The organism is Streptomyces sp. NPDC055013, assembly GCF_053608645.1.
In genome coordinates, this window is sequence record NZ_JBSGVW010000041.1 from 1 (window position 1) to 26,715 (window position 26,715).

Consider the following 26,715-nt stretch of genomic DNA (forward strand, 5'->3'; position numbering starts at 1 on the left):
GCAAGAACCCTGCGCAGGTCCAGAGCCGCGTGGACGCCTACAACCGGTTCACCTCGATCCTCGGCGTCTCGCCGGGCGGCAACCTCTACTGCTGACGCCCTCCCTGTGCCCCAGGCGTGTGCGAGACTCCGCCGATGACCTCAGAGATGATCACCGCGCGCGCCGCGGGCACCTGGAAACTCGGCGACCTGTCCGTGAGCCGCGTCGGCTTCGGCGCGATGCGGCTCACGGGAAGCGCCGCCTTCCACAACGGGACGCCCAGCGACCGGGGACGCTCGATCGCCGTTCTGCGCAAGGCGGTTGAGCTGGGAGTCGACCACATCGACACGGCCGCTTTCTACTTCTCCGCCCTGCGCGCGGCCAACGAACTCATCAACACCGCGCTGGCGCCGTACGCCGACGACCTGGTCATCGCGACGAAGGTCGGCCCGTTCCGCGACTACACCGGGGAATGGGGTACCTCGGCCCGCCCCGACCAGCTGCGCGGCCACGTCGAGGAGAACCTGCGCCAGCTCGGCCGCGACCACCTGGACGTCGTCTACCTGCGCCGCATGCGGCAGGACTCCATCGCCGAGCACTTCGGCGCCCTGGCCGAACTGCGTGAGGCGGGCCTGATCAGGCACCTCGGCATCTCCGCCGTGGAGCCACGGCACCTCGCCGAGGCGCAGGCCATCGCGCCCGTGGTCAGTGTGCAGAACCGGTACGCGCTCGACCGGCCCGACCCCGAGGCCGACGAACTCCTGCGCCTGTGCGGCGAGCAGGGCATCGCCTTCGTGCCGTTCTACGCCGTCGCGGGCGACACCGGGGAGCGGGGTGCCACCGGCGCCCACGACGACGAGGTGCTCGCCGTCGCGCAGGCGCACGGCGTGAGCCCCGCCCAGGTGCGCATCGCCTGGACCCTGCACCAGGGCCCGCACGTCCTCGCGATCCCCGGCACCGGCAACCCCGACCACCTCGCCGAGAACGTGGCCGCGGGAGCTGTCCGCCTCACGGGCGACGAGCTGGCCCGGCTCAACACGGCGCGACAGCCGACCGGTTGAGCCGCAGCCACCGCGGCACGCCTCAGCCGGCGAACCCGGTCACCGGATAGTGGTCGGAGAGGTTCGTGTACGTGTAGTCGGTGCCCCAGCTCGACACCGTCCAGGGCGCGCTCTGCTCCTTGACGACATCGTTCTTCCAGACGGTGGGACGGGCGTGACCCGCGCGGTACAGGACGTGGTCCAGATCCTCGCGCGGGTCGTCGGGGTAGCGGTCGCGGGCTATGGAGTTGTCGGCCGTGTCGAAGGAGTACGGGTGCCCGGTCCGCGCGTCCGCCCCGACCAGGCCGCCGTCGGCGAGCATCGAGCCGTACTCGGACGTGTGCGAGTCGACGTTCATGTCACCGGCGACCAGGACCTGCTCGCTCGCGGGGATGTTCTTCGCGTCCAGGAACGCGTCGATCGCCTTGAACTGCCGGCTGCGCATCGCGGCGGCCTCACCGGCGTCGCAGCCCGGGTCGGTCGACTGCGCGTGTGTGCCCACGACGTGCACCTTGGTGCCGTTCACGTTCAGCACCACGTACGCGAAGCCCTTGTTGGACCACCAGTCCGCCCCGCACGCGTCCTTGAACACGTACTGCTCCTTGCGCAGCACCGGCCACTTGCTCAGGATCGTGACCCCGCCGTCCTCGGGCGTGGTCGCCGAGTAGGCGCCACCGGTCGCGTCCCAGCCGCTCTTGCTGCGCCCGACCACCGGCGTCTGGTGCGGGTAGCGGTCGGCGAGGGAGCTCTTCAGCGCGTCCGAGGAGGAGTTGTCGAACATCTCCTGGAACACGACCACGTCGTTGCCCTGCACGAACGGTGCCTTGGCGATCTCGGCGGCCCGGTGGTCCTGGCCCCAGTTCGGGTACAGGGTCTTGCTGAAGAGGAAGACGTTGTACGACAGCACTTTGAGCGGCGGCGCCTGCTCGGCGGCCGCCGCGGTGGGCGCCGAGCAGGCAAGACCGGCACCGGCGAGCGAGAGCGCGAGCACGATCGAGCCCTGTGCGCGGCGGTGTGCGGAGAGCGTCACTGGATCTCCCTGTGGTTGAAGGGGGTTGTGTGGCGCCGCACATCAAACCATCAGGAGTTACTACCAGGTAACACCTGTGCGGGAAATGGATGGCGTGGGGACGTACGCGTGAAACTTGTTCAGACAAGCCACGTTCCGTTTCGCATGAGATGCCGCTCGGGCAGTTCACGCACCCCGTGCCATGCCTGTACGGAGCGCGGCCGCACCCGGTAGAAGGCGTACGTCGCCGTGTCGTTGCGTGGATCCCAACCCGTCTTCGCGTGAAACGCCTCGGCAGCCGCGGCCGGCACCTCGTCGGCGTCGTGGACCTCCACGTCGCCGTCGATGAGAACCACGTCCCTGGTGTCCCCGAAGGCCAGCCGGGTCCGACGGCCGATGCGGAGGTTGCGCCCTGTCGGGTTGCCGGGGCGGGTGGCCATCCACAGCGCCGCACCGTCCCAGACGAACCACAGGGCGACCAGACACGGCACCCCGTCGCTGTCCGCCGAGGCCACCCAGATGTCCGTCTCCCGTCCCAGCCGGTCCAGAACGTCCTGCTTGCGGCGCTCGGGGCTGCGCGCCCCATCCATGATCGTCATTCCCGGAACGCTAGTCGCCGAACGCCTGCCGCACCTCGGGCGCCGGGCCTAGGACCGCGGTCCCGGTCGGGACTGGCGTCCTGGACGTTTTACGTATAACCTCTCCCGTCAATCGCACCTCCAGGAAGGTCCCGATGAGACACATCGCCCTGGTCACCCTCGTCGTCGACGACTACGACGAGGCGATCCGCTTCTACACCGAAGCCCTCGGCTTCCGACTGGTCGAGGACACCCCGCGCCCGGACGGCTCCCGCTGGGTCGTCGTGGCGGCGGGTGACCAGGGCACCGCCCTGCTGCTGGCCCGCGCCAAGGGTGACGAGCAGCGGGCCCGGGTCGGCGACCAGACCGGCGGGCGCGTCGGGTTCTTCCTGCACACCGACGACTTCGCCCGCGACCATGCCCGCATGCTCGCCGCGGGCGTGACCTTCCTGGAGGAGCCCCGGCACGAGCCCTACGGCTCGGTCGCCGTCTTCCAGGACCTGTACGGCAATCGCTGGGACCTGCTCCAGCCCGCCGGCTGATCCACCTCCCGGGCCGACCGCCGCCCGCCGCTTCGAACCGCCCCGCTCAAGGAAAGACTCCGCCATGACTGCTACGCGCGTAGACGCCGACGTCATCCGTCGCCTCCCCAAGGCCGTACTGCACGACCACCTCGACGGCGGCCTGCGCCCCGCCACCGTGGTGGAGCTCGCGGAGGCGGTCGGCCACACCCTGCCCACCACCGACCCGGACGAGCTCGCCGCCTGGTACTTCGAGGCCGCGAACTCCGGCGACCTGGTCCGCTACATCGCCACCTTCGAGCACACCCTCGCGGTGATGCAGAGCCGCGAGGGGCTGCTGCGCACCGCCGAGGAGTACGTCCTCGACCTGGCCGCGGACGGCGTCGTCTACGGCGAGGTGCGCTACGCCCCCGAGCTGAACACCAACGGCGGGCTGGCCCTCGCAGAGGTCGTCGAGACCGTGCAGGAGGGCCTCGCGGCGGGCATGGCCAAGGCCGCGGCCGCCGGCACCCCGGTGCGCGTCGGCACTCTCCTGTGCGGGATGCGGATGTTCGACCGGGTGCGCGAGGCGGCCGACCTGGCCGTCGCCTTCCGGGACGCCGGTGTCGTCGGCTTCGACATCGCCGGTGCCGAGGCCGGCTTCCCCGCCGCCGACCACGTCGGTGCCTTCGAACACCTGCGCCGCGAGAGCGTGCCCTTCACCATCCACGCCGGTGAGGCCGACGGCCTGTCCAGCATCCACCAGGCCCTCCAGGTGTGCGGCGCCCAGCGCATCGGGCACGGCGTGCGCATCACCGACGACATCGTGGACGGCAAGCTCGGCCGCCTCGCCGGCTGGGTGCGCGACCGCCGTATCGCGCTGGAGATGTGCCCGACCTCCAACCTCCAGACCGGCGCCGCCACGTCCATAGCCGAGCACCCGATCACCGCCCTGAAGGACCTCGGCTTCCGCGTCACCCTCAACACCGACAACCGTCTGGTGTCCGGTACGACGATGACGCGCGAGATGTCCCTGCTGGTCGAGCAGGCCGGGTGGACGGTCGAGGACCTGCGCACGGTCACGGTGAACGCTCTGAAGAGCGCGTTCATCCCGTTCGACGAGCGCAAGGCCCTCATCGAGGACGTCGTCCTGCCCGGTTACGCGTCCGCGCTCTGAGCGCCGGTCCGGACTGGTCCGCGGGCTAGGAGCCCACGACCAGCCCGCGGACGTAGGCGGCCTGTCCGACGTGCTGGAGATCGTCGGACAGGACGCTGACCAGCCGTGCGCCCAGGCTGACCGGTGGATCCCAGCGCTCGTCCACGATGCGCTCCAGATCCTTGGCGGCCACCTCCCGCAGCGCCCCCAGACTCTGGGCGTGCACGGCGTCGTAGTAGCCGGTCAGCATGTCGCCCGAGTCGACCCGTACCTTGGCGACCTTCGCCGAGGTGTGGCCGTAGCCGGTGTCGTGGCGCGGCAGGTCGAGCCCGAAGGTCTTCTGGAAGTCCTGCGTCAGCCACACCTGGTCGAGGCCGAAGGCGTCGGCGATGTGGTCGTCCTGGACCCGGGTGAGATGCCAGATCAGCCAGGCGACGGAGTTGGCGTCGGGGGAGGGGCGGGCGTGCAGGTCGTCGGGGTCGAGGCCCTCGACGGCGGCGTGGACTTCTTCCTGGATGCGGTTGTACCCGTCGATGAGGATGTCCTTCGCATGCATGGCTCCACCATCGCGCACCCGTCCGTCATGCGCCCTCCGTTTCCAGCAGCGCCATGAGCGCCCGGGCCGCCGGGCTGGTGGCCTGCGCGGGCGGCAGCAGGGCGACCGTCTCGTAGACCGTCTCGCCGGTGCCCTTCACCGGCAGTGCCGTCAGTGAGCGCCGCTTGTCCCGGAAGTGGCGCGGTACGACGGCGATGCCGAGGTCCTCGTCCACCAGGTCCAGGAGGCTGTGCACGTCGTTGACCTCCAGGGCGACGGTCCGGCGTACGCCCGCGGCGGCGAAGACGGCGTCGGTGGTGCGGCGCGGCCCCCAGTCCGGGTGGAAGTCGACGAAGACCTCGCCGCCCAGCTCCTCCGGAGTGACGGCGGCGCCGGCGGTGGCGAGCCGGTGGCTCGGATGGCACAGGACGGTCATCGGCTCGCCGGTCAGCGGCACGACCCGCAGCTGGTCGGTGTCCTCCTGCGCGGTCCGTACGGCGAAGGCCAGATCGAGGCGTCCGGCCGCGACCTCCTCCGCGAGGGCGCCCGAGCCCGCCTGACGCAGACAGATCTCCACGTCCGGATGTGCCCGCCGGAAGGCCGCCAGCAGTCCCGCCACATGCACCCCGGCGATGCACTGCTCGGACCCGAGCGCCAGCATCCCGCGCAGCACGCCCTGCACCGCCGCCACCGCCTCGTGGGCGGCCCGCACCTGCGCCAGGATCCGTTCCGCCTCGCACAGCAGCGCCCGGCCGGCAGGGGTGAGCGTCACCCGGCGGGTCGTCCGCACGAACAGCGGGGTCTGCAACTCCCGTTCCAGGGCCCGGATCGAGGCCGACAGGCCCGACTGGGACACCAGGAGGCGCTCGGCCGCCCGGGTGAAGTGCTGGTCCTCGGCGACCGCCACGAAATGCTGGAGATGGCGCAGTTCCATGATTGAGCAGCGTAGCCGCTGAATCCCATCTGATTTACCTGTTGGACCACTGCCAGCAGGTCACGACAGAGTGGACGGCGACTGGAACACCGGTTCCTCGGAGCCGTCCTCCCTGTGCCAACCCCTCTGGAGTCGCGTTGTACACCGCACACACCGACCGCTACGCGGACATGCCCTACCGGCGCACCGGCCGCAGCGGACTCAAGCTTCCCGCGCTGTCCCTCGGCCTGTGGCACAACTTCGGCCCGGCGGACCGTTCGGTCGAGCACCAGCGGGCCATCCTGCGCCGAGCCTTCGACCTCGGCGTCACCCACTTCGACCTGGCCAACAACTACGGCCCGCCGCCCGGCGCCGCCGAGTCGGCCTTCGGCGAGGCGCTGAAGGCGGACTTCGCGCCCTACCGGGACGAGATGATCATCTCCACCAAGGCCGGCTATCTGATGTGGCCCGGCCCGTACGGCGAGTGGGGCTCGCGCAAGTACATGCTGTCCTCGCTCGACCAGAGCCTGAAGCGGATGGGCCTGGACTACGTCGACATCTTCTACTCGCACCGCCCCGACCCGGACACTCCGCTCGAGGAGACGATGGGCGCCCTGCACTCGGCGGTGCAGCAGGGCAAGGCGCTGTACGTAGGCGTCTCCAACTACTCGGCGGAGCAGACCCGCGAGGCCGCCCGCATCCTGGGAGAGCTGGGCACGCCGCTGCTCATCCACCAGCCGGCCTACTCGATGCTGAACCGCCGCCCCGAGGAGGAGGGACTCCTCGACGCCCTCGACGAGCTCCAGGTCGGCTCGATCGTCTTCTCCCCGCTGGCACAGGGCCAGCTGACCTCCCGCTACCTCGACGGCATTCCGAAGGACTCGCGGGCCGCGAGCGGCAGCCCGTTCCTGAACGCCGACTCGATCACCGACGAGCTGCTGGGCAGGCTCCGGGCCCTCGACGAGATCGCCAAGTCCCGCAGCCAGACCCTGGCCCAGCTGGCCCTGGCCTGGGTGCTGCGCGGCGGCCGGGTGACCTCGGCGCTCGTCGGTGCGAGCAGCGCGCAGCAGATCGAGGACAGCGTCGCGGCCACCCGCAACCTGGACTTCGACGCCGACGAGCTGGCCCGTATCGAGGCGATCCTCAAGCCGTAAGGCGTTTCGCTGACCTCCCAGAGGCGGGCCGCCGCCTCTGGGTACACGGCGTACGACAGCACGCCCGGCGTCTCCGCTCCGGCGCGCCACTCGGCCTCGTCGGCCTCGGCCACCAGGGGGCTGACGTCGCAGTTCTCGCAGTAGACCCGCCCACTGCGGTCAGCTGCGGGCTGGTGGCGCACCAGACGCCGGTGGCGGCTCCCTGCTCGAGCGTCTTCAGCTGGCGGGACGGGTCCCGTACGGGCCGCCCGTGGTCGTCGAGGACACCCGCCGCCCGGACCACGTCCGCGGAGACGTGCTTGGCGAGGCCGGTCTCGATGATCGTGCCCGGGTGCACGGCGAAGGGCCGCACCCCCTGGGCCCGCCCGCGCCGGTCGAGTTCCACGGCGAAGAGCGCGTTCGCCGTCTTGGACTGGCCGTAGGCGGCGAACGGCTCGTAGGGGCGGTGCTCGAAGTGCAGGTCGTCGAAGTCGACGTCGCCGAATCGGATGCCCCGCGAGGACACGGCCACGACCCGCGCCCCGGCGGCGGCCAGGGCGGGCCACAGGCGGGCGACCAGCTGGAAGTGGCCCGCCTTCAGGCGGGCGGTGGGCGTCGCGCCCCGGCGCTGTCGGGAGGCCGCTGGGAGCTGATCCGCTCCTCCAGACGCACGGTCACGGTGTCGCCCTCCGCCTTGCCGATGGCCTTGCGGATGTCGGCCTTCACGGGCAGCTTGTGCGTGCCGTCGCCCATGGCCATGAACGAACTGCGGAAGGGCTGCCCGTCGATCGTGCCGCGGACCTTGACGAGCCCGCGGGTGCCGAAGAACTCGACGCTCCTCGGCCAGACGAGATACGTCCAGCCGCCCTCGCTCGGACTCTTGCGCAGGACGGCCGTGAACTCCTCGTCCAGCTTGGCGGTGGTGGTCATGATGGTCCCTCCGCTCGCGGTGGTCACGTACTGAAGAGACCACCGCGAGCCCGAAAACTCATCGCGGAACTCACGCCCCGGCCGGCACCCGGTCCAGAAATCCGAGGACGGACTGGATCTGTCCCTCGGCGTCCAGCGTGATCACGTCGGACCCGGCCACCGGCGCCGCCCCGTCGACCTCGCTCACCAGTTCCCAGGAGAAGCGCGCCGTGTCGTGGTGGCCGTCGACGGAGCCGGTCCGGCGGAAGACGAAGCCGGGGAACTGTGCGTGCGCCGCCGCGACGACGGCCACGATCCCCTCATAGCCCCGGACGTCCGCGAGCGGGTCGGTGTAGCCGCCCTGCGGGGACCACGCGATGGCGACCGCCCGGGCCAGCGCATCGGGCTCGCGGGTGTTCCAGGCGTCGAAGTAGCGGGCGACGGCGATCTCGTAGCGGTCGGTGGTCACGGGCACGGACGCGGACATGGGCGATCAGCCTCCAACGAGGTCGGCACGGGTGGAAACCGGATCCCGCTCGCGGTGACCCGGTACCGCAACGATGCCCGCCGACGGCGGAAAGCTCGATTACTCCCGAGGTAATGCCCGGTCACGCACCTGGTTGACGTGTTCCCGCCGCGTTTCGGCCAACACCGGCTGTGAATATGCCAGGAGACTGGCCGGAAAGTCATGGTGACAGTGTTTCAGTAGTGAACATACTCAACTACGAGGGTGCCTCACATGGGGCGACGGCGCCCTTACGCACCGCTCACGAGCCGTATGGAAAGCGAGGTCCGCCGACAGGCGAACACGGCAACACGGGGGAGGTCACGTGCACGACGAGTTCCTTTGCCATGTCACCGCATACGGCGTCTGCGGAGGTCGGCGCATCGGTGTACCTCTGGGAACCTACCGGGCACCCACCCTGGCCCTCGCGCTGTGGTGGTTACGTGACCGGGCCTCCTGGATGGCCGAGCGATTAGACCCGCGACCGGATGCCGCGCACTTCCCCGCGAGTGCGCTCGTCCCGGTCGCGGACAATGTGCCCGACGTGCCGGCTGTGCTGCGCGCATGGTGCGGCGACGACGATCAACAGGAGCTGGTGGCCGACGAGTTGGCGGCCGGGCGGCTGGTGCGGATCGCCGTGAGCGACGAGACCACCGAGTACGAACTGCTCGCCGAGTCGATCGACGCCCTGCGGATGCAGCGGACCGTCCCGGCGCTGGTCGTCCCCGTCGGCTGAACCCCCGGCTGCCGAAGGAACGCGTCCCGAGCGCGGACGGACGCCGTGAGCGCGGGCAGCACATACATGGGCAGATCGATAGAATCCTGGCATGGCGGAGCGGCCGGTCGCACCGACTGCGCCCGTACTGGTCCTGGAGACCGAGTCGGGCTCCACCGTGATGACCCCCGGCCGTCACTACCGCGTCGGACGCGACCCGCTCAGCGACATCGTCATCGACGACGCCCGTGTCTCCTGGCACCACGCGGTACTGCGGCCCGGCGCCGACCACTGGACCCTCGCGGACGAGAACAGCACCAACGGCACGTACACCGAAGGCCACCGCATCCGCGAGCGGGACGTGGGACCAGGCACCGTCATCCGCTTCGGCAACCCGTCCGACGGCCCCCGCGCGGTGCTGCTGGACCGCCCGGGCCCGCCCGCCGCGCCGGAACGCCCCTCGGCGATCTCCATGCCCGGCCTCACCGGCACCTTCCGCCGGCCCACCTCCGTCCGACCCCTGCCCACCCGCGCCGTCCGCATCGGCCGCGCCGCCGACAACGACCTGGTCATCGACGACCTGGTCGTCTCCCGCCACCACGCCGAACTGCACGCCCTGCCCGACGGGACCTACGAGATCGCCGACCTGGGCAGCCACAACCGCACCTACCTCAACGGCAGTCCGGTCACCACCGCGCCGATCGGCCCCGGCGACATCGTCGGCATCGGCCACTCCGCGTTCTGCCTGGTCGGGGACCAACTGCAGGAGTACGTCGACACCGGCGAGGTCTCCCTGGAGGTGCAGGATCTCGCGGTCGCCGTCGACCACGGCCGCAAGACCCTCCTCGACCATGTCTCCTTCCCGGTGCGGGAGAAGTGCCTGCTCGCCGTCGTCGGCCCGAGCGGCGCCGGGAAGTCCACGCTTCTCAACGCCCTCACCGGCCAGCGCCCCGCCGACCACGGCACCGTGCTCTACGACGGCCGCGACCTCTACCGCGACTACGCCGAGCTGCGCCAGCGCATCGGCCTGGTCCCGCAGGACGACATCCTGCACGCACAACTCACCGTCCGCAGCGCCCTGTCCTACGCCGCCGAACTGCGCTTCCCCCAGGACACCGCCAAGGCCGAGCGCCGGGCCCGGGTCGACGAGGTCATCCACGAACTGGGCCTGGGGCAGCGCGCCGGGCAGCCCGTGCACAGCCTCTCCGGCGGGCAGCGCAAGCGCGTGAGCGTCGCCCTGGAACTGCTGACCAAGCCGTCGCTGCTGTTCCTCGACGAGCCGACCTCCGGGCTCGACCCCGGCATGGACCGCTCGGTGATGAACATGCTGCGCGGCCTGGCCGACGACGGCCGCACCGTCATCGTCGTCACCCACAGCGTGCTCAGCCTCGACATCTGCGACCGGCTCCTCGTGCTCGCCCCCGGCGGACGCATCGCCTACTACGGCCCGCCCGAGGAGGCCCTGCTCTTCTTCGGGTTCGAGCACTGGCCGGAGGCCTTCGAGGCGTTCGAACGCGACCAGGAGCGGGACTGGGCGGGCGACTACCGAGGCTCGCTCTACCACCGGCAGTACATCTCCGACGCGACCGGGCAGCCCCGGCAGCCCCGCACCGGCCCGGTCGTGATCGCCCGGCCGCCCCGGCCGCGCAGCCGCGGCGCCCAGCTCGGCACACTGATCCGCCGCTACACCACCGCGCTCGCCGCCGACCGCACCTTTATCGCGATCATGATCGCCCTGCCGTTCGTGATGGGCGCGATGGCCCGGGCCCTGGCCGGCAGCAGGCTGACCCAGGAGACGGCGATGAACGCGCTGCTCATCCTGTGCGTCGGCGGCGTCCTGACGGGCGCGGCGAACGCCGTGCGCGAGCTCGTCAAGGAGCGCGTCATCTACCGGCGCGAGCGCGCGGTCGGCCTGTCCAGATCGGCGTACCTGATGTCCAAGGTGGTGGTCCTGGGGACGATCACCGTGCTCCAGGCGGTCGTACTGACCCTGGTGGCCCTGCTCGGCGTCGACCTCAACGCCCCCGGCGGCGAGGGTGTGCTGATGCCGCCGCTCGTCGAGATCACCGTCGCCGTCGCCCTGCTGGCGTTCACCGCGATGATGCTCGGTCTGGTCGTCTCCGCGCTGGTGCGCAAGGAGGAGGTGACGATGCCGCTGCTGGTGCTGCTCGCCATCGTCCAGGTCGTGTTCTGCGGAGCACTGCTCAAACTCGACGGAGTACCCGGCCTGGAGCAGCTGTCCTGGGTCGTGCCCTCCCGGTGGGCGCTCGGCGCGATGGCCGGCACCCTGGAGCTGTCCCGGCTCGTCCCCGGCGACCTGACCGGCGATCCGCTGTTCGAGCACTCGGCCGGCGTGTGGCTGCTCAACGTGGCCATGCTCGTCGCGCTCTCCGCGGTCTTCGGCTACGTCGTCACCCGGCTGCTGCGCCGCCGCGAACCCGTCGTCATGCGGAAGTAGGCGAGAGCCCATGGCGTCCCCCGGCTTCCGGCCCACCCACGTCGTCCCCCAGCACGGCATGCCCGCCTGGGAAACACCCGACCCCGCCCGGCCCACCGTGCCCCTCGACGCGTTCCTGCCGGTCCAGCTCGTCGAGCGGCAGGGCGACTGGGGGCACATCCTGTGCGCCAACGGCTGGTCGGCCTGGGTCGACAGCCGCCACCTGGTCGCCGTACCGCGGGACCCGCCCACCGCCGACGGCGGCCCGCTCACAAATACCGCCGACCCGCGCCCACTGCTCACCCGCGTCGAGCGGGTGCTGGCCGGCTACCGGTCCGCGGTCGAGGACCTCGCGGCCGGCGGCCTGGACGGCGAGTCCTTCCGCGTCCGTACGTCGGGGCTGCGCATCGGGGTCGTCGTCGACGGTGAGTCGATGTGGCTCTACGACGCCGAGCACGGCCGGTGGGCGTACGCGGACGGCACCCGGCTGAGCACGTACGCCACGGACGACGGCCCCAGCGCCGCCACCGATCCCGGCCACGCCCCGACCCAGGTCGTGACACCCGATGGTCCGTGACACCAGCCTCTTCTCCGGCCGTCCCTCGGAGCTGATCGGCCGGGAGATCGCGGGCTACCGCATCGAGCGCGAGATCGGCCGCGGCGGGATGGCGGTCGTCTACCGCGCCCGCGACCTCCGCCTGGACCGCACCGTCGCCCTGAAGCTCCTCGCTCCCGAACTCTCCCGCAACGACACCTTCCGGAGCCGCTTCACCCACGAGTCCCGGGCCGCCGCCGCGATCGACCATCCGCACATCGTGCCCGTCTTCGAGGCGGGCGAGACGGACGGCGTCCTCTACATCGCCATGCGCTACGTCTCCGGCAGCGACCTGCGCCATCTCCTCGACCGCCAGGGCCCCTTGCAGCCGCCGACGGCCCTGCGCATCGCCGCGCAGGTCGCCTCCGCCCTCGACGCGGCGCACGATCACGGCCTGGTCCACCGGGACGTGAAGCCCGGCAACATCCTCGTCGCGCGCGGCACCGACAGCGATCACCCCGAGCACGTGTACCTCACCGACTTCGGTCTGACGAAGAAGTCGCTGTCCCTGACCGGCTTCACGACCGTCGGACAGTTCGTCGGCACCCTCGACTACGTCGCCCCTGAGCAGATCTCGGGCAAGCCGGTCGACGCACGCTGCGACGTCTACGGGTTCGCCTGCGTGGTGTACGAGTGCCTTGCGGGCCACCCGCCGCTGCGTCGCGACAGTGACATGGCCCTGCTGTGGGCCCACCAGTACGACGAACCACCGCCCCTGACCGAGGCACGCCCGGACCTCGCTGCGGCCGTGGACGCCGTGTTCGCCAGAGCGCTGGCCAAGAGCCCCGACGACCGGCAGGACTCCTGCCTCGCCTTCGTCGCCGACCTGCGCGCCGCGGTCGCGGGCGGTACGGCACAGGGGCACGCTCCGACGGAGGTGGACCTGAGGGTCGTGGAGCGGGCGAAGGAGTCCGCGAAGGGCGAGCCGAAACCGCCGCCCCGCTGGGCCGAGCCGGTCTTCCGGCGGTGACCGGGGCCGGTGCGGCGGCTCATCATTCCGCGCGCGTCGGCACCTCGCCCCGGTGCCGCACCCGCTTCGCCGACAGCCCGCCGAGGAAACCGGTGACCAGCCCCCACAGCAGTGCCAGGCCGATGGCGCCCCACACCTCGGGCCGCAGGAACAGCTCGCCGCCCAGATCCCCGCCGAGGTCACCGATGCCCAGCACCGACAGGCCGTAGTGGGCGGACGTCCGGCCGACGAGGCAGATCATCAGTACCGTCAGCGCCAGCGCGACCGCCATGTGCACGGCGTGCTGCCAGGCGCGCATCCGGGCCGGTGAACGTCTCGCCATCACGAAGGCGGCGGCCAGCAGCAGCACCGCGTCGACGACGACCAGCCACCACACCCTGCCGTCGTGCTCGGTGAGCGTGCCCAGATTGAGCTCGGCCGCCTCCCGGCCGCGCAGCACTTCGTCGAGGACATGCGGCATGGGCAGCCCGAACGGCCCGTCCACCCGCCCGTTCCAGGTCGCGCCGAGACCGATCGTCAGGGCGAGCCACACCAGGTTCGGCAGTCCGAGCAGCATCACCGCGAACGTCTCGGCCGCGTGCCCGCGCGTCGCCGCCACGACCAGGCCGATGACGACACCCAGCACCACATAGGCGAGCAGCAGCGCCACCATGGCGTACGCGGCCGGCCGTACCGACTCCTGGAAACGCAGCAGCCGGCCCGGCAGCGGAGCCCCGCGCGAGACCAGCAGGGCCAGCACCAGCACGCCCGCCAGCCACAGCAGGCCGAAGAACAAGGTCGCCGGGACGTGGGTGGTGAAGCCGACCTCGGGCGAGATGCCGAACAGGTCGCCGAGGTCGCCGAGCGCGTCCTCCCCGAGGTCACGCAGGGAGAGGGTGAAGGTCTGGCTGGCGGCGAGGGACAGCGCCAGGAGCGCGACCAGCCACAGTGCGGCGATCCTGGCGGCCCAGCCGGCCAGCTCCCCGGCGCCGGCGACCGCCCGGTGCCGCAGCGGACGCAGGAAACCGGCGGCCAGGACGAGCGCACCGGTGAGCGTGACGGACAGCGGGATCACGGTCAGACCGGCGTCGGACTCGGCCAGCCCCCCGGCGTTCCCCGAGAGCTCGATCGTGCCGCCGACCGCCGTGACGACGGTCGCCGCGACGACACGGGGGAAGGCGTTGTCCGGGAGGTCGGCGGCCCCGGCCGCCCACAGCCCGAGCGTGGCGACCACCCCCATCGCCACCAGCCCGGCCAGCACCGCGAGGAGGGCATGCACCCAGCCATGGGCGGCCACGGCCGGACGGGAGGGGGTCAGCGCGCTCACCCTGCCCACGCTAAGCAGCGCCTCACCGCCCCGCCCGCCGGGAGGTCCGTCCGCGTCGGCTTGCGGGCGGCGCGGCACCGGAGCACAGAATGGGTTCAACGCAGAGAAGCGACAAAAGAGACAGGCACCAGAGACAAGGGTGCGCGGCGAAAGCGCCATCCAGCACGCTGGGAAGAAGGCTTCGTGAGCGTCGAACCTCCGTCGTCCGGCCGCCCCACAGGACCGCCCTCGGGCCCCCTGTCGGGCCCCTCCCAGCCACCCTCCGGCCCGCCCTCGCAGCCCCCGCCTGCCGACGGCACCGGAGCACCCGGCCCCGAACCGCGCCGCCCCTGGTGGCGGTCCGCGCCCCGCATCGCGGCGATCGCCGTCGTGGTCGTGGCGGCAGTGATTCTCGCCGTCGTCCTCTCCCGCGGTGACGGCGGCAACGGCACGACCGCCGACGGCGAGGTCTTCCTCCAGGCCGCCGGCAAGACGGGACCCGACCCGTTCACCGAATCCACCGCCACGGACAGCTCCGCCCCGCCCGCCACCCCTACCGCGGCCACCGAGTCGGCACCGTCGAACGCGGTACGCGGGGTCGACGGCGGCGCGCCCGGCCTGTACGGCGGCAGCCGCAACGCCGCCGCATGCGACGTCGAGAAGCAGATCGAGTACCTTCAGGCCGCTCCGGAGAAGAACAGGGCGTTCGCCTCGGTCGCCCGTGTCGCCCCCTCCGACGTCCCCGCCCATCTGCGCTCGCTCACGCCGGTCCAGTTGCGCATGGACACCCGTGTCACCAACCACGGCTACCGCGACGGCGCCGCCGACGGCTACCAGGCCGTCCTCCAGAGCGGCACGGCGGTCATGGTCGACGACCGCGGGGTGCCCCGGGTGCGCTGCGCCTGCGGTAACCCGCTGACCCCGCCGGTCGCCCAGCAGGGCACACTCAAGCGGACGGGAGACTCCTGGCCGTCGTACCGCTCCTCGAACGTCGTCGTGGTCGTGCCCTCGACGACGATCGTCGAGGTGTTCGTCATCTTCGACGACGAGCGCGACGAGTGGGTCGCCCGCGAGCGCGGCGACGACGGCGACAAGGACAGGAAGACCGACCGGCCGGTGAAGCCCTCCCCGACGGTGAGCGTCTCGACGCCGACGTCGCCGAGTTCCCCGTCCAGCCCGCCGACGTCAACCCCGGAATCGCCCACTCCGGAAACCTCGACCTCCGAACCTCCGACCACCGAGCCCGAGCCGTCGGAGACCTCCGTCCCGCCGCCCGACGAGGACACGACCACGACGTCCCAGTCGGCGCCCGCGGAGGACACATCGCAGTCGCCGCCGCTGTGACGTACGGCGCGACCTGCACGGGGACTGCGCGGCGCCGCGCTGGGTAACAGGACTGGTGCAGCAGCGTCCGGCCGGGGCCGGCTTCCGAGAGAGAAACGCATGATCGAGCACGTGGACGGGGCAGTGATTCCGACTGGTTTCGACGTGCCCGTGGAACCGCTTCGGCGGGCGGCGCACTACAGCGGCGAACAGGGATGCATCGCCGAGGCGCGGTCCTTCGCGGCGCTGTTCCTCGGGCGACTTAGGACCGAGTGGTGCGCCACGATCGGGCAGCCGGCCGAGGACAAGGTGCTGTTGGTGGTCAGCGAACTGGTCACCAACGCCGACCGGCACAGCAACGGCCCGTACATCCTGGATCTGGAGGGCACCGACGACGCGGTGACGGTCTGCGTGTACGACAGCAGCGCCGCGCTGCCCCGCCGCTACCCCAGGGATCCGCAGCGGGTCGGCCGGCACGGACTGGAGATCGTCCACGCGCTGGCCGCCGAAGTCGCCGTGGAACGGGTGCCGGTCGGCAAGCGGGTGCGGGCGGTAATGCGGCTGGCCGACGAGTGACGGCCGGCCGGGAGTTCCGTGCCGGTTCGTAACCCCGGTTTCCCCCAGGGCGGAACGCCGGCCCCTTCCCCTGCCGCCGCACGCTCATAGGCTGGGAAGGTGAGCAAACAAGCGCCGAACGAAGCCCGCGTCATTCCTCTGCGGCCGCCCGCCGCCCGCCCGGGAACGACCCGCCCCGCGTCCGAACGCCCTGCCACCCCGGCACCCGCGCCCGCAGCCACACAGCCCGCCCCGGCGCCCAGGGAACCCCTGTGGCGCGACCTCGTCGGCGACGTCCTGCGCCGCGAGCGCCTCGCCCAGGAGCGCACCTTGAAGGACGTGGCCGACGCGGCCCGGATCTCCATGCCGTATCTCTCGGAGGTGGAGCGCGGCCGCAAGGAGGCCTCCTCGGAGGTCCTCGCGGCCGCCGCACACGCCCTCGGCCTCGGCCTCGCCGACCTGCTGTCGCAGGCGCAGGGCGAGCTCGTCCGGCTCACCGGCCACCGGGCTCCGACCGGCAGCCGGACCAGGGCCGGTTCACGCCACGACGGGATGTGCCTCGCGGCGTGAGGTCGCGCCGGCGCCTCAGACCCCCACCAGGCGCCGGCTCAGCACCTCGTCGGCCAGGCCGTACGCCACGGCCTCCTCGGCGGTGAACACCTTGTCGCGGTCCATGTCCGCGCGCAGCGTCGTGATGTCGTGGTGGGTGTGCCGGGCCAGCACCTCCTCGACCTGCGAGCGGATCCGGACCATCTCCTTGGCCTGGAGGGCCAGATCGGACACCACCCCACGGCTGCCGCCGGAGGCGGGCTGACCGAGCAGCACCCGCGCGTGCTCCAGCACGAACCGCCGCCCCGGGTCCCCGCCGGCCAGCAGCACGGCCGCCGTGGACGCCGCCTGCCCCACGCAGAACGTGGAGATCGGCGCCTGCACGAACGTCATCGTGTCGTAGATCGCCATCAGCGAAGTGAACGAGCCGCCGGGGGAGTTGAGGTAGATCGCGATCTCGCTCTCCGGAGCCGAAGACTCCAGATGCAGGAGTTGCGCGATGACGACGTTGGCCACGCCGTCGTCGATCTCCGTGCCCAGGAAGATGATCCGCTCCGACAGCAGCCGGCTGAACACGTCGGACGACCGCTCGCCGTGCGCGGTCCGCTCGACGACGTACGGAATCGTGTAGTTCCCCATGTCACAGCCCCATCCGTCGCTTGGAGGCGGCCGGGCGGACATCCGTGAGGGACTCCACGACCTGGTCCACCATGCCGTACTCCCTGGCCTCCTCCGCCGTGAACCAGCGGTCGCGGTCACCGTCCCGGGAGATGGTCTCCGGGGTCTGGCCGGTGTGCTCGGCGGTGATCCGCTCGATGGTCCGCTTCGTGAACTCCAGGTTCTCCGCCTGGATCTCGATGTCCGCGGTGGTGCCGCCGATGCCCGCCGACGGCTGGTGCATCATGATCCGCGCGTTCGGCAGCGCGTACCGCTTGCCCGCGCTGCCCACGCTCAGCAGGAACTGGCCCATGCTGGCCGCGAAACCCATCGCGAGCGTCGCGACATCGTTCGGGATCAGCCGCATCGTGTCGTAGATGGCCAGGCCGGCGTGCACCGAGCCGCCCGGGCTGTTGATGTACAGGCTGATGTCGGTGCGCGGGTCCTCCGCGGACAGGATCAGCAGTTGCGCGCAGACCCGGTTCGCGGAGACCTCGTCGACCTGGGTGCCCAGCAGGACGATGCGCTGGCCGAGGAGCTGGGCGGCCAACTGGTCGTCGAAGCGGGTGGGCGCGGTGTCGCCCTCCTCGGCCCGCGGCGCGAGCGTCGTGAGTGGAGTCATCGGTTCTCCTCGTGGTGGCGGGAATGCCTTCGACTCCACTCTTGACCTCGGATGATGCCGGAATGCGGATTCTCTGCCCGCGGCAGATTCGCTACCGGCAGAGCGGGCGTCAGCCCTTCTCGCGCACCTGCCGGAAAAACGCCCGTACATCCCCGACGAGTAGATCCGGCTCCTCCATCGCCGCGAAGTGCCCGCCCCGGTCGAACTCCGTCCAGCGCACGATGTTCTCCGTCCGCTCCGCCTTGTGCCGCAGGGGGATCTGTGGGTCGCCGGGGAAGCACGCCACCGCGGTCGGGGCGGTCGAGGGCTCGTGCTGTGCGGCCACCCGGTCACCCTTGGCATGGGCGCGCTCGTAGTACACCCGCGCGGACGAACCCGCCGTGCCCGTCAGCCAGTACAGCATCACGTTGGTGAGCATCAGGTCCCGGTCGACGGCCTCCTCCGGCAACTGCTCCGAGTCGGTCCACTCCTGGAACTTCTCGACGATCCAGGCGAGTTGCCCGACCGGCGAGTCCGTGAGCGCGTACGACAGGGTCTGCGGCCGGGTGGACTGCAGGTGGAAGTAGCCCGTCCCGTCCCGGAACCACTTGGCCCACCGGCGCCACGAGGCGAGCGTCCGCTCCCGCTCCTCGGGGCTCAGCGCCGCCAGCTTCTCCGCAGTCGGCTCGGTGGCCGCCTGAGCGCCGGGCAGGAGATTGAGGTGGATGCCGATGGCCCGGTCGGGGTGGACGCGGCCCAGTTCGCGGGAGATGGCCGCACCCCAGTCGCCGCCCTGGGCGCCGAACCGCTCGTAGCCGAGGCGTGTCATCAGCTCGACCCACGCGTCGGCGATCCGGCGGGCCTCCCAGCCGGGCTCCCGGGTGGGCCCGGAGAACCCGAACCCGGGAATGCTCGGCAGGACCACGTGGAAGGCGTCGGCGGGATCGCCGCCGTGCGCGGCCGGGTCCGTCAACGGACCGACGATGTCCATGAATTCCACGATCGAACCCGGCCAGCCGTGCGTGACGATCAGCGGGGTGGCGTCGGGTTCGGGTGAGCGGATGTGCGCGAAGTGCACATGCGCGCCGTCGATCTCGGTCGTGAACTGCGGCCACTCGTTCAGCCGCGCCTCCGCCGCCCGCCAGTCGTACTCGTGCCGCCAGTGGCGCACCAGCTCGCGCAGGTACTCCGTCGGCACACCGTAGGTCCATCCGACCCCGGGCAGTTCGTCGGGCCACCGGGCGCGGTCGAGGCGGTCGTGCAGGTCGTCCAGGTCACTCTGCGGAATGTCGATGCGGAACGGGTGGATGCCGTTGGCGGCGGACGAAGGCGTCATGGCGGCGATGCTAGTTCCGAACGGTGTAACGGCCACGTGGATTGGCCGGCCGCGCGACCGATGAGTTCCGGGGCGAGGATCGGTCGGTACAGGTGACAGCGTTCCGCACGCCCAGGAGGTACCCATGGCAACCGACGGATTCACGACGTGTCTCTGGTACGACGGCCAGGCCGAGGAGGCCGCCAACTTCTACGTCTCCGTGTTCAAGAACTCCGCCATCGGCAAGATCGCGCGCTACCCCGAGGGCTCGTTCCAGCCGGCCGGCTCCGTCATGACCGTCGAGTTCACGGCCAACGGCCACAGGTTCCTCGCGCTCAACGGCGGCCCCCAGTTCAAGTTCACCGAGGCGACCTCGTTCATGATCTTCTGCGAGAACCAGGAGGAGATCGACTACTACTGGGCCAAGCTCACCGAGGGCGGCGGCGAGCCCGGCCCCTGCGGCTGGCTCAAGGACCGGTTCGGGCTGTCCTGGCAGGTCGTCCCCGACCGTCTCGACGCCATGGTCACCGACCCGGACCCGGCGAAGGCGGCCCGCGTGACCAAGGCCTTCATGGAGATGAGCAAGTTCGACATCGCCGCTTTGGAGAAGGCCTACGTCGGCTAGGGAACCGGCCCCGCGATCAACCGGCGGCGTGCGTGCCGATCACCCGGGTGATCTCCCGGGCGATCCGCAGGATCCCGGGCGAGCGGGCCGGGCACGGCTTCGGCTTCGAGGTCGTGGGCGCCAGGCAGAAGTGCAGATAGTCGTCGTCGCGGTGCAGGGCGGTGCGGTCGCGGTCCGGCTGGGTGCAGTACTCGGCGTGCTCGCGCTCGTACGCCGTGCACGGCAGGTACTGGACCCAGGAGTAGCGGGCCCCCGCAGCGCTCAGCGCCTTGCCCGCGTCGGCGAGCAGGCCGCCCGAGGCGCCGGCCCGCACCTCGTACAGGGCGTTGACGCGCCGGACCCGGTCGGGAGTGATCGGGTCCGGGCCCTGCAGCACCCAGACGATCCGTGTCTCACCGGCCGCGGCGATCTGGTCGGTGAGCCGCTTCAGGTCGGCCTCGTACCGCTTGAAGTACTTCTCGGGCGAGGCGTCATGGGTGATCCCGTCCATGCACGGTGTGTAGCCCCACGCGTTGCCCCAGAACTGCAGCACCACGAAGTCCGGCCGCACCTTGCGTACCAGGGCGGCAGCCTTGTCCGCGACCGGCACGAGGGACCGCTCGCCGGTGCCCTCCAGGTAGTCGCACAGGGTCGTCCCCGAGTACGGGGCGCTCGTGTACGTCGCCCTCAGCTCGCGCCGCAGCTCCTGCCCGAGCACGTCCTGGGCCTCCATGGCCAGCGAGTCGCCCAGGTACAGCACGGTGGGCCCCTTTGCGGGGGCGCTCTTGCCGGTGCCGGTGCCGGTGCCGGTGCCGGTGTCCGTGGCGGTGCTCGCGCTCGGCGAGGCCGGCGCCCGTTGCTGCGTGGTCACCGACGCCTGCGGTACGACCGGCGGAGCCGCTGCCTCCGGCTCGGACGCCGGATCGCCGCACGCGCCGAGCAGCACGACGGCCAGCAGTAGTCCCACGATCCACGGCCTGCGCATACGGCAACTCCCGCCCCGGGCACCGAAAACGGTTCCCCAGGCAAGCACAGCCGGACGCAAGGCGGAAGACGCGCGTCGGCCATGACCCACCCATGGCCGACGCGAGCCCGACGGTCGGTCAGACGCGGTCCGCCGCGATCAGCAGGTACTGGAAACTGCCGTTGCGGTACGCGCTCAGGAACGTGTCCTCGATGCCCGTCACCAGGTGCTCGGCCTCACGGCGCAGCTCCCAGTACGGCATGGTCGCCTCGGTGAGGTCCTCCACATGGACCGGGACGAGCCGGTTGCGGGCCATGGCGCGGAAGTACTCCGAGCGTGGGTGGATGTCGCAGATGTAGTGGGCGTTGATCAGGGACACCTCGCGGGAGGCGCGGCCGTAGGTGTCGTTGTAGCAGCCGGTGATGGTCACGTAGCGGCCGCCGCGGCGCAGCAGCCGGGCGTGCTCGGCGAACAGCAGGTCGAGCTCGACGTACATGGTCGACTCGTTGTTCCAGGAGGCCGCGTACGCCCCGGTCTGCAGCCCGGTGTCCAGCATGTTGCGGTGGTGGTAGCGCACCCGGCCGTCGATGCCCCGCTTGCGGGCCTGCGCGTTCGCGAACTCGGCCTGCTTCTGCGAGATGGTGACGCCGTCGGCGTGGCAGCCGTACCGCAGATGCGCCGTGACGCTGCCGCCGCCGCGCCCGCAGCCGGCGTCGAAGACGCGGTCGGTGGGGGAGAGGGGGCCGAGCCGCTCGGCGAGGAATTCGGCCTGGGCGTGCTCCAGCCGGTGCAGTTCGGTGGTGATGCGCTCCCGCCGCAGGTCCGGGTCGGGTTCGTCGAGCACGGAGCGGTCGGCGGCTCCGATGCCGTAGTGATGGTGGTAGAGATCGTCGAGCTTTCCGAGTTCGAGGTTGACCGGGTTCTCCTCGGCGTTCCAGTAGTCCGCGACGCGGGTCTGGTACGTGGACTGGGTCGGCACCGATGCTGCCTTGGTGCCTGCGTCGGGGGCGATGGTCAACTGTGACTCCTCGTGCTGGTGCTTGTGACGCTCTGTCATTCGATCGCGCTTTACCAGTAGTTGGGCAGGTGGTAGCGGTGGGTGTTGGTGGAGTGCCACTCGTGGTTGCCGGCCACCCAGTCGGACAGGCCTCGGGCGTACCGCTCGACCAGCGGTGACGTGGCGGACAGCAGGGCCGACTCCTCCTCGAAGGACTCCATGATCCGGTTGTGGATCTCGACGGCCTTGAGGTAGGCGGCCTTCAGACCGCAGTGCTCGTTCGCGGCGATGACCTGCGGCAGGTTCAGATGGGTGGGGTCGCTGGCCAGCTCCTTGGTGAAGGAGTACAGGTCGTTGACGATCGTGGTGGCGTTGCAGGCCAGCGCCGTGATCCGCTGGATCTCGGGGCGGGCGTAGACCACCTCGGGCAGTTCGTAGCCGTCGACGGCGTCCACGATCGACAGACAGGGGCGGAAGTTGTTGAACTGCCGCATCACCAGGTACTCCCAGATCTGCGGGACGTACCGGGTCTCCGCCCAGGCCGCCTCGGCGAGATAGCCCAGGTGCAGCCGGGCGATGTCGTGGACGAAGCGGTCGGTCTGGCTCGGGGTGGCGAAGGCCGCGTAGTCCTGGAGTGCGAAGTGGTACGAGCGCAGTGGACCGTCGGCCCGCACGCCGTGCCGCCACTCCTCCTCCAGCTCGGGAATGCCGTGGTACGGGTCGAGCGCCGACTGGGCCATGATCAGCCGGCCCCCGAGGCCCCGGCGCGCGCCGCCCCGGCCCTCGTCCTCCTCGCAGTAGCAGGAGTCGACGACGTTCTCGGCGAGCAGCAACTCGCCCGCGACCGTGAGTCGTTCCAGATCGAGCGCCTCCGGATGCTGGAGCACCACGGCCCGTCCGAACTGGAACCCCGAGAAGTCGCCCTTCCACGCCTCGGGGAACAGATCGAGCTGCCGGGCCCACTCCTCCAGCCTGCGGTCGACCTCCGCGGCCTTCACGGGGTCGGCGGGCGCCACCTGCCGGTACCGGAGTCCGGGGATCGCCCCGGTGCGCCGCTGGGTGCGGAACGAGCCCGCGATGTTCGGCGGTCCCGGCAGTGCGAAGCCGGAGGCGGGGGAGGGCGTGCTCATCGGGTGCTCCACGCGGTCACTCGGCCGTCCGGCCGATCTGGGCGTTCTCCAGGATTCCGACCGCGTCGGGGACGAGGATCGCCATCGAGTAGTAGGCGGTGACCAGGTAGCGCATGATCGAGTTGGCGTCGATGCCCATGAACCGCACGTTCAGGCCCGGCTGGTACTCCTCCGGAATGCCCGTCTGATACAGCCCGACGGCGCCCTGGTCGCCCTCCCCGGTGCGCAGCGCGATGATGCTGCTGGTGTGCTGCGGGCTGATCGGGATCTTGTTGCACGGGAAGATCGGCACACCGCGCCAGGCGGGGATCTCGTGCCCGTCGACGTTCGCCGTGCCCGGCACCAGACCACGCCGGTTGCACTGCCGGAAGAAGGCCGAGATCGCCTTCGGGTGGGCGATGAACAGCTTGGTCTTGCGGCGCATCGACAGCAGTTCGTCCATGTCGTCGGGGGTCGGCGGCCCCGTGAAGGTGCTGACGCGCTGCCCGTGGTCGGCGTTGGCCAGCAGTCCGAACTCCCGGTTGTTGACCAGTTCCCATTCCTGCCGTTCGCGGATCTCCTCGATGGTGAGGCGCAGTTGCTGCTCGGTCTGGTTCATCGGGTCGTTGAAGAGGTCGGCCACCCGGGTGTGCACGCGCAGCACCGTCTGGGTGAGGGACAACTCATACTCGCGCGGGGCGAGTTCGTAGTCGACGAAGCCGCCGTCGATCGTCGGCTCGCCGATGTGGCCGGCCTGCACCGGAACGTGGGCCTCGCCCTTGCGGTTCATGGGCAGCTTCTGGCGTTCGCCGTACGCCTCCAGGTGCGCCGCGAGGGACGGCACCCGGTCGACGATCTCCGCGACCACGGACCAGGGGAGGGCCAGCAGTACGCCCGCCGTCTCCGCGCGCACCGAGCTCCGCCACAGCGGCTCGGACTGACCGATGGCCTCGTCGCCGAGCTGGTCGCCGTCGGTGACGACCCCGACGATCTCCTCCTCGCCGTACTTGCCCTCGGTGAAGCGGGTGAAGCGGCCGTGCACGACGAGGTAGGCCTCGGTGACCGACTGCCCGGCCGCGACGAGCACCTGGCCGGCCCGGACCTCGCGCACCCGGAAACGGCTCGCGATCTCCTTGAGGACATCGATGTCGGAGTAGCCGCGCAGGGTGGGCAGTTCGGTGAGCGTCTGCGGGATGACCTTGATGTCGTCGGCGCCGTTCTGCTCGAACTGCACCCGGCCACGGCCCACGCGCAGCTGGAGGCGCCGGTTGACCCGGTAGGTGCCGCCCTTGACGTCCACCCACGGCAGCATCTTCAGCAGCCATCGCGAGGAGATGGCCTGCATCTGCGGTTCGGACTTGGTGGTCGTGGTGAGCTGGCGCGCCGCATGGGTGCTGAGACTGGTGAGTTGTCCGTCGGCGGAGAGGGCGGAGTCGTCGGTGGCGGGTCCGGTGGCGTTGTCGGGTACGGACACGTATCTCCCTAGAGGGTGATCGGGCGTGAGCGAAGTGGTCGGTGACGACGGCAACCGCGGGCGCGTGATGAGGGCTGCCCAGTGGAACTGGTGAGCCGCACGCGCCGCAGGGACAAGCCAAACAGCGCAGGTGGTGGGGTCGGTACGGCGTGAAGGGGGCGGTTTGATCACCTGGGTGGCGCAAACTCTCCCTGGAAGCAGAGGGCACACGCGCCGGTGCCTGCACGCCGGTCGCGTTCGCCCCGACGTGCGGGCGCGAGGGGCGCGCGACCTGCCGGCTCTCGCTTCGTGTCCCGCCCGGCGCGCGGGCCGCACGAGGCTCAGGAGACGTCGTTCGCCAGCACGGCCGCCCCGTCGAAGCGCCCGGCCTTGAGATCACGCAGCGCCTCGTCCGCACGGGAGAGCGGATACGTGTGCGTCGTGGCGCGCACGGCGTGCTCGGCGGCGAGCGCCAGGAACGCACGGCCGTCCGCGCGCGTGTTGGAGGTGACGCTGCGCAGCTGCTTCTCGTAGAACAACTCGGTCTCGTAGTGCAGAGCCGGGACGTCGGAGAGGTGGATGCCCGCGACGGCCAGCGTGCCGCCCCGGTCGAGGGCGCGCAGCGCGACCGGGACCAGCTCGCCGACCGGCGCGAACAGGATCGCGCTGTCCAACGGCTCCGGCGGCATCTCCTGCGCGTCGCGCGCCGAGGCGGCGCCCAGATCGAGCGCCAGCCGCCGCGCGGCCGTCCCGCGCGTGAGGACGTGCACGGTGGCGCCCTCGGCCATCGCCACCTGCGCGCACAGATGGGCGCTGCCCCCGAAGCCGTACAGCCCGAGCCACCCGCCCGGTGGCAGCGCGGCCCGTCGCAGGGCGCGATACCCGATGATCCCGGCGCACAGCAGCGGCGCGCACGCCACGTCGTCCAGGCCGGCGGGCAGCCGGTACGCGAACGCGGCCGGCACGGTCGTGTACTCGGCGTACCCCCCGTCGGCGTCCCAGCCGGTGTACGCCGACGCCGGGCACAGGTTCTCGGCGCCCCGCGCGCAGTATCCGCACGAGCCGTCGGTCCGCCGCAGCCAGGCCACCCCGACCCGCTCCCCGATGCCGAAGCCGCTCACGGCCGCCCCGAAGCCCGCGACCACCCCGGCGACCTCGTGCCCCGGCGTCACGCCCGGCCGGTGCACCTCCAGATCACCCTCGGCGACATGCAGATCCGTACGGCACACCCCGCACGCCAGCACGCGCACTAGCAGCTCTTCGTCCCCCGGCACCGGCACCGGCTTCTCGACCGGCCGCAGGGACCCCGACTCGACCGGGCCCGGCTCGACCACGGACCACGCGCGCATCGTCCTGTCCGCCATACCGTGTCCCGTTCGCCGACCGGCTGCCGTCCACCCCAGTCTGGAGCGGAAGCGGCCATTCGGCGCGCGGCAGGAGGACCGGGTGGCTAGCGTAAGAATCCGGACAACTCAGCGATCCGGGAGAGGGCCGCAACCATGGCCGTGAAACCTGAAGGAACCCCGATCTGGGCCGACGCGATGTTCAGTGACATCGAGGGAGCGAAGAGCTTCTACGGCGACGTCCTGGGCTGGACGTTCGGCGAGGAGTCGACGGAGTTCGGCAACTACACCCAGGCCTACGCGAACGGCAAGGCGGCCGCCGCGGTGGTGCCGCCGATGCCCGGCCAGGAGGGCCAGTCGCAGTGGTGCCTGTACTTCGCCTCCTCCGACGCAGGCGCGAGCGCCGCCAAGATCCGTGAGAACGGCGGCGAGATCCTGATGGAGCCGATGGCGGTCGGCGAGTTCGGCAGCATGTGCCTGGCCCGGGACCCCGGCGGTGTCGTCTTCGGTGTCTGGCAGCCCGGCACCCACAAGGGCTTCGAGACGGAGATGGACCAGCACGGCGCCTTCTGCTGGTCGGAGATCTTCACCCGCGAGCCGGAGAAGTCCGACGCCTTCTTCCCCGCCCTGTTCGGCTATGGGCAGCAGCAGATGGAGGACGGAGAGATGGACTTCCGCCTCTACACCCTCGGCGGGGACATGGCCCTGGGCCGGATGAAGATGACGGACGACTTCCCGCCCGAGGTCCCGCCGTGGATCAACGTCTACTTCAACGTCCCCGACTGCGACGACGCCGTCGCCAAGGCCACCAAGCTCGGCGGTGTGCTGCGCTTCGGCCCGATGACCAGCCCGTTCGGCCGGTTCGCGGCGCTGAGCGACCCGCAGGGCGCGAACTTCTCGGTGATCGACACCGGCACGACCGAGGGCGACATGCCCAAGATCAGCGACGTCTCCTGACCGACTCCGCGACCGGGCACCCGGCCCGC

29 protein-coding genes and 1 pseudogene are annotated in these 26,715 nt (G+C 71.1%); 14 read left to right on the forward strand and 16 right to left on the reverse strand.

What is annotated here, in order from left to right; all coding sequences use genetic code 11:
• Positions 1 to 95, forward strand: a pseudogene (locus tag ACWGDB_RS35265) (chitinase); the annotation flags it as partial.
• Positions 96 to 134: 39 nt separating this feature from the next.
• Positions 135 to 1,040: an aldo/keto reductase gene (locus ACWGDB_RS35270; protein ID WP_453826189.1), complete on the forward strand. Its 906-nt coding sequence runs from the start codon at positions 135 to 137 to the stop codon at positions 1,038 to 1,040.
• A 22-nt stretch (positions 1,041 to 1,062) separates the two neighbouring features.
• Here ACWGDB_RS35270 and sph read toward each other — a convergent pair whose 3' ends face one another.
• Positions 1,063 to 2,049 carry a sphingomyelin phosphodiesterase gene (gene sph / locus ACWGDB_RS35275; protein WP_453826190.1) on the reverse strand — a complete coding sequence of 329 codons (987 nt, stop codon included), beginning with the start codon at positions 2,047 to 2,049 and terminating at the stop codon, positions 1,063 to 1,065.
• A gap of 119 nt (positions 2,050 to 2,168) precedes the next feature.
• Entirely contained in the window at positions 2,169 to 2,627 is a 459-nt protein-coding gene (locus ACWGDB_RS35280; RefSeq protein WP_453826191.1) for a pyridoxamine 5'-phosphate oxidase family protein, read from the reverse strand.
• Positions 2,628 to 2,761: 134 nt separating this feature from the next.
• On the opposite strand from ACWGDB_RS35280, the gene ACWGDB_RS35285 reads away from it, so the two are divergent.
• Together ACWGDB_RS35285 and ACWGDB_RS35290 are read left to right on the forward strand one after the other, a co-directional pair.
• Positions 2,762 to 3,148, forward strand: coding sequence for a VOC family protein (locus ACWGDB_RS35285; protein ID WP_453826192.1), 387 nt, complete (start codon positions 2,762 to 2,764; stop codon positions 3,146 to 3,148).
• Between the two features lie 64 nt (positions 3,149 to 3,212).
• Positions 3,213 to 4,283, forward strand: a complete 1,071-nt coding sequence (locus ACWGDB_RS35290; RefSeq protein WP_453826193.1) for an adenosine deaminase — start codon at positions 3,213 to 3,215, stop codon at positions 4,281 to 4,283.
• Positions 4,284 to 4,308: 25 nt separating this feature from the next.
• Here the strand turns inward: ACWGDB_RS35290 and ACWGDB_RS35295 are convergent, their stop codons facing one another.
• Positions 4,309 to 4,818: a mycothiol transferase gene (locus tag ACWGDB_RS35295; protein WP_453826194.1), complete on the reverse strand. Its 510-nt coding sequence runs from the start codon at positions 4,816 to 4,818 to the stop codon at positions 4,309 to 4,311.
• Positions 4,819 to 4,843: 25 nt separating this feature from the next.
• Complete coding sequence (locus tag ACWGDB_RS35300) at positions 4,844 to 5,731, reverse strand: LysR substrate-binding domain-containing protein (protein ID WP_363040617.1); 888 nt, start codon at positions 5,729 to 5,731, stop codon at positions 4,844 to 4,846.
• Positions 5,732 to 5,868: 137 nt separating this feature from the next.
• Here ACWGDB_RS35300 and mgrA point away from each other — a divergent pair, with 137 nt between their 5' ends.
• Positions 5,869 to 6,864 carry an L-glyceraldehyde 3-phosphate reductase gene (gene mgrA, locus ACWGDB_RS35305; protein ID WP_453826195.1) on the forward strand — a complete coding sequence of 332 codons (996 nt, stop codon included), beginning with the start codon at positions 5,869 to 5,871 and terminating at the stop codon, positions 6,862 to 6,864.
• Here mgrA and ACWGDB_RS35310 read toward each other — a convergent pair.
• The 3 genes from ACWGDB_RS35310 to ACWGDB_RS35320 all read right to left on the reverse strand — a co-directional run bounded on the left by ACWGDB_RS35310 (position 6,854) and on the right by ACWGDB_RS35320 (position 8,227).
• Positions 6,854 to 7,375 carry a hypothetical protein gene (locus ACWGDB_RS35310; RefSeq protein ID WP_453826196.1) on the reverse strand — a complete coding sequence of 174 codons (522 nt, stop codon included), beginning with the start codon at positions 7,373 to 7,375 and terminating at the stop codon, positions 6,854 to 6,856. The genes mgrA and ACWGDB_RS35310 overlap by 11 nt on opposite strands.
• A 65-nt stretch (positions 7,376 to 7,440) precedes the next feature.
• On the reverse strand, positions 7,441 to 7,773 hold the full coding sequence (locus ACWGDB_RS35315; RefSeq protein WP_453826197.1) for a DUF1905 domain-containing protein: 333 nt from the start codon (positions 7,771 to 7,773) through the stop codon (positions 7,441 to 7,443).
• 70 nt (positions 7,774 to 7,843) lie between these two features.
• Positions 7,844 to 8,227: a nuclear transport factor 2 family protein gene (locus ACWGDB_RS35320; protein ID WP_427843439.1), complete on the reverse strand. Its 384-nt coding sequence runs from the start codon at positions 8,225 to 8,227 to the stop codon at positions 7,844 to 7,846.
• A gap of 355 nt (positions 8,228 to 8,582) precedes the next feature.
• Here ACWGDB_RS35320 and ACWGDB_RS35325 point away from each other — a divergent pair, with 355 nt between their 5' ends.
• The 4 genes from ACWGDB_RS35325 (at position 8,583) to ACWGDB_RS35340 (ending at position 12,974) form a co-directional block, all read left to right on the forward strand.
• Positions 8,583 to 8,993 (forward strand): hypothetical protein, encoded by a 411-nt coding sequence (locus tag ACWGDB_RS35325; RefSeq protein WP_427842864.1) that lies wholly within the window; start codon positions 8,583 to 8,585, stop codon positions 8,991 to 8,993.
• A gap of 91 nt (positions 8,994 to 9,084) precedes the next feature.
• Positions 9,085 to 11,430, forward strand: a complete 2,346-nt coding sequence (locus tag ACWGDB_RS35330) for an FHA domain-containing protein (RefSeq protein WP_453826198.1) — start codon at positions 9,085 to 9,087, stop codon at positions 11,428 to 11,430.
• 10 nt (positions 11,431 to 11,440) lie between these two features.
• Positions 11,441 to 11,986 carry a hypothetical protein gene (locus tag ACWGDB_RS35335; protein ID WP_453826199.1) on the forward strand — a complete coding sequence of 182 codons (546 nt, stop codon included), beginning with the start codon at positions 11,441 to 11,443 and terminating at the stop codon, positions 11,984 to 11,986.
• The gene (locus ACWGDB_RS35340) at positions 11,976 to 12,974 is read left to right on the forward strand and encodes a serine/threonine-protein kinase (RefSeq protein WP_453826200.1); all 999 of its coding nucleotides are present in this window, start codon (positions 11,976 to 11,978) and stop codon (positions 12,972 to 12,974) included. Before ACWGDB_RS35335 ends, ACWGDB_RS35340 begins: the two co-directional genes overlap by 11 nt.
• A 22-nt stretch (positions 12,975 to 12,996) precedes the next feature.
• Here the strand turns inward: ACWGDB_RS35340 and ACWGDB_RS35345 are convergent, their stop codons facing one another.
• The gene (locus ACWGDB_RS35345; protein WP_453826201.1) at positions 12,997 to 14,280 is read right to left on the reverse strand and encodes a streptophobe family protein; all 1,284 of its coding nucleotides are present in this window, start codon (positions 14,278 to 14,280) and stop codon (positions 12,997 to 12,999) included.
• A gap of 183 nt (positions 14,281 to 14,463) precedes the next feature.
• Between ACWGDB_RS35345 and ACWGDB_RS35350 the strand changes: the two genes are divergently transcribed.
• The 3 genes from ACWGDB_RS35350 to ACWGDB_RS35360 all read left to right on the forward strand — a co-directional run bounded on the left by ACWGDB_RS35350 (position 14,464) and on the right by ACWGDB_RS35360 (position 16,707).
• A complete protein-coding gene (locus ACWGDB_RS35350; RefSeq protein WP_453826202.1) occupies positions 14,464 to 15,603 on the forward strand; it encodes a DUF6777 domain-containing protein in 1,140 nt (379 codons plus the stop codon).
• A gap of 99 nt (positions 15,604 to 15,702) precedes the next feature.
• A complete protein-coding gene (locus ACWGDB_RS35355) occupies positions 15,703 to 16,158 on the forward strand; it encodes an ATP-binding protein (RefSeq protein WP_453826203.1) in 456 nt (151 codons plus the stop codon).
• A gap of 99 nt (positions 16,159 to 16,257) precedes the next feature.
• Entirely contained in the window at positions 16,258 to 16,707 is a 450-nt protein-coding gene (locus ACWGDB_RS35360) for a helix-turn-helix domain-containing protein (protein WP_453826204.1), read from the forward strand.
• Positions 16,708 to 16,722: 15 nt separating this feature from the next.
• Here the strand turns inward: ACWGDB_RS35360 and ACWGDB_RS35365 are convergent, their stop codons facing one another.
• The 3 genes from ACWGDB_RS35365 to ACWGDB_RS35375 all read right to left on the reverse strand — a co-directional run bounded on the left by ACWGDB_RS35365 (position 16,723) and on the right by ACWGDB_RS35375 (position 19,280).
• The gene (locus ACWGDB_RS35365; RefSeq protein ID WP_383611339.1) at positions 16,723 to 17,325 is read right to left on the reverse strand and encodes a ClpP family protease; all 603 of its coding nucleotides are present in this window, start codon (positions 17,323 to 17,325) and stop codon (positions 16,723 to 16,725) included.
• 1 nt (position 17,326) lies between these two features.
• On the reverse strand, positions 17,327 to 17,965 hold the full coding sequence (locus ACWGDB_RS35370) for an ATP-dependent Clp protease proteolytic subunit (protein WP_453826205.1): 639 nt from the start codon (positions 17,963 to 17,965) through the stop codon (positions 17,327 to 17,329).
• A 109-nt stretch (positions 17,966 to 18,074) separates the two neighbouring features.
• Positions 18,075 to 19,280, reverse strand: a complete 1,206-nt coding sequence (locus ACWGDB_RS35375) for an epoxide hydrolase family protein (protein ID WP_453826206.1) — start codon at positions 19,278 to 19,280, stop codon at positions 18,075 to 18,077.
• Between the two features lie 124 nt (positions 19,281 to 19,404).
• On the opposite strand from ACWGDB_RS35375, the gene ACWGDB_RS35380 reads away from it, so the two are divergent.
• Positions 19,405 to 19,884 carry a VOC family protein gene (locus ACWGDB_RS35380; RefSeq protein WP_453826207.1) on the forward strand — a complete coding sequence of 160 codons (480 nt, stop codon included), beginning with the start codon at positions 19,405 to 19,407 and terminating at the stop codon, positions 19,882 to 19,884.
• A gap of 16 nt (positions 19,885 to 19,900) precedes the next feature.
• Here ACWGDB_RS35380 and ACWGDB_RS35385 read toward each other — a convergent pair whose 3' ends face one another.
• The 5 genes from ACWGDB_RS35385 to ACWGDB_RS35405 all read right to left on the reverse strand — a co-directional run bounded on the left by ACWGDB_RS35385 (position 19,901) and on the right by ACWGDB_RS35405 (position 25,735).
• Positions 19,901 to 20,848, reverse strand: coding sequence for an SGNH/GDSL hydrolase family protein (locus tag ACWGDB_RS35385; protein ID WP_453826208.1), 948 nt, complete (start codon positions 20,846 to 20,848; stop codon positions 19,901 to 19,903).
• 118 nt (positions 20,849 to 20,966) lie between these two features.
• Positions 20,967 to 21,845 carry a geranyl diphosphate 2-C-methyltransferase gene (locus ACWGDB_RS35390; protein WP_453826254.1) on the reverse strand — a complete coding sequence of 293 codons (879 nt, stop codon included), beginning with the start codon at positions 21,843 to 21,845 and terminating at the stop codon, positions 20,967 to 20,969.
• 50 nt (positions 21,846 to 21,895) lie between these two features.
• Complete coding sequence (locus ACWGDB_RS35395) at positions 21,896 to 22,954, reverse strand: family 2 encapsulin nanocompartment cargo protein terpene cyclase (RefSeq protein WP_453826209.1); 1,059 nt, start codon at positions 22,952 to 22,954, stop codon at positions 21,896 to 21,898.
• Between the two features lie 16 nt (positions 22,955 to 22,970).
• On the reverse strand, positions 22,971 to 24,407 hold the full coding sequence (locus ACWGDB_RS35400; protein WP_453826210.1) for a family 2B encapsulin nanocompartment shell protein: 1,437 nt from the start codon (positions 24,405 to 24,407) through the stop codon (positions 22,971 to 22,973).
• Between the two features lie 320 nt (positions 24,408 to 24,727).
• On the reverse strand, positions 24,728 to 25,735 hold the full coding sequence (locus ACWGDB_RS35405; protein ID WP_453826255.1) for a zinc-binding alcohol dehydrogenase family protein: 1,008 nt from the start codon (positions 25,733 to 25,735) through the stop codon (positions 24,728 to 24,730).
• Between the two features lie 150 nt (positions 25,736 to 25,885).
• Here ACWGDB_RS35405 and ACWGDB_RS35410 point away from each other — a divergent pair, with 150 nt between their 5' ends.
• On the forward strand, positions 25,886 to 26,686 hold the full coding sequence (locus ACWGDB_RS35410) for a VOC family protein (protein WP_453826211.1): 801 nt from the start codon (positions 25,886 to 25,888) through the stop codon (positions 26,684 to 26,686).
• Positions 26,687 to 26,715: the final 29 nt, after the last annotated feature.

What these genes read in the sequence shown, in the direction of transcription:
- ACWGDB_RS35370 (WP_453826205.1), bottom strand. Translation starts at nt 17,965, where the DNA reads ATGACTCCACTCACGACGCTCGCGCCGCGGGCCGAGGAGGGCGACACC.
- ACWGDB_RS35380 (WP_453826207.1), top strand. Translation starts at nt 19,405, where the DNA reads ATGGCAACCGACGGATTCACGACGTGTCTCTGGTACGACGGCCAGGCC.
- ACWGDB_RS35335 (WP_453826199.1), top strand. Translation starts at nt 11,441, where the DNA reads ATGGCGTCCCCCGGCTTCCGGCCCACCCACGTCGTCCCCCAGCACGGC.
- ACWGDB_RS35375 (WP_453826206.1), bottom strand. Translation starts at nt 19,280, where the DNA reads ATGACGCCTTCGTCCGCCGCCAACGGCATCCACCCGTTCCGCATCGAC.
- ACWGDB_RS35315 (WP_453826197.1), bottom strand. Translation starts at nt 7,773, where the DNA reads ATGACCACCACCGCCAAGCTGGACGAGGAGTTCACGGCCGTCCTGCGC.
- ACWGDB_RS35365 (WP_383611339.1), bottom strand. Translation starts at nt 17,325, where the DNA reads ATGGGGAACTACACGATTCCGTACGTCGTCGAGCGGACCGCGCACGGC.
- ACWGDB_RS35330 (WP_453826198.1), top strand. Translation starts at nt 9,085, where the DNA reads ATGGCGGAGCGGCCGGTCGCACCGACTGCGCCCGTACTGGTCCTGGAG.
- ACWGDB_RS35340 (WP_453826200.1), top strand. Translation starts at nt 11,976, where the DNA reads ATGGTCCGTGACACCAGCCTCTTCTCCGGCCGTCCCTCGGAGCTGATC.
- ACWGDB_RS35300 (WP_363040617.1), bottom strand. Translation starts at nt 5,731, where the DNA reads ATGGAACTGCGCCATCTCCAGCATTTCGTGGCGGTCGCCGAGGACCAG.
- ACWGDB_RS35410 (WP_453826211.1), top strand. Translation starts at nt 25,886, where the DNA reads ATGGCCGTGAAACCTGAAGGAACCCCGATCTGGGCCGACGCGATGTTC.
- ACWGDB_RS35285 (WP_453826192.1), top strand. Translation starts at nt 2,762, where the DNA reads ATGAGACACATCGCCCTGGTCACCCTCGTCGTCGACGACTACGACGAG.
- ACWGDB_RS35270 (WP_453826189.1), top strand. Translation starts at nt 135, where the DNA reads ATGACCTCAGAGATGATCACCGCGCGCGCCGCGGGCACCTGGAAACTC.
- ACWGDB_RS35290 (WP_453826193.1), top strand. Translation starts at nt 3,213, where the DNA reads ATGACTGCTACGCGCGTAGACGCCGACGTCATCCGTCGCCTCCCCAAG.
- ACWGDB_RS35295 (WP_453826194.1), bottom strand. Translation starts at nt 4,818, where the DNA reads ATGCATGCGAAGGACATCCTCATCGACGGGTACAACCGCATCCAGGAA.
- ACWGDB_RS35280 (WP_453826191.1), bottom strand. Translation starts at nt 2,627, where the DNA reads ATGACGATCATGGATGGGGCGCGCAGCCCCGAGCGCCGCAAGCAGGAC.
- ACWGDB_RS35405 (WP_453826255.1), bottom strand. Translation starts at nt 25,735, where the DNA reads ATGCGCGCGTGGTCCGTGGTCGAGCCGGGCCCGGTCGAGTCGGGGTCC.
- ACWGDB_RS35385 (WP_453826208.1), bottom strand. Translation starts at nt 20,848, where the DNA reads ATGCGCAGGCCGTGGATCGTGGGACTACTGCTGGCCGTCGTGCTGCTC.
- ACWGDB_RS35395 (WP_453826209.1), bottom strand. Translation starts at nt 22,954, where the DNA reads ATGAGCACGCCCTCCCCCGCCTCCGGCTTCGCACTGCCGGGACCGCCG.
- ACWGDB_RS35355 (WP_453826203.1), top strand. Translation starts at nt 15,703, where the DNA reads ATGATCGAGCACGTGGACGGGGCAGTGATTCCGACTGGTTTCGACGTG.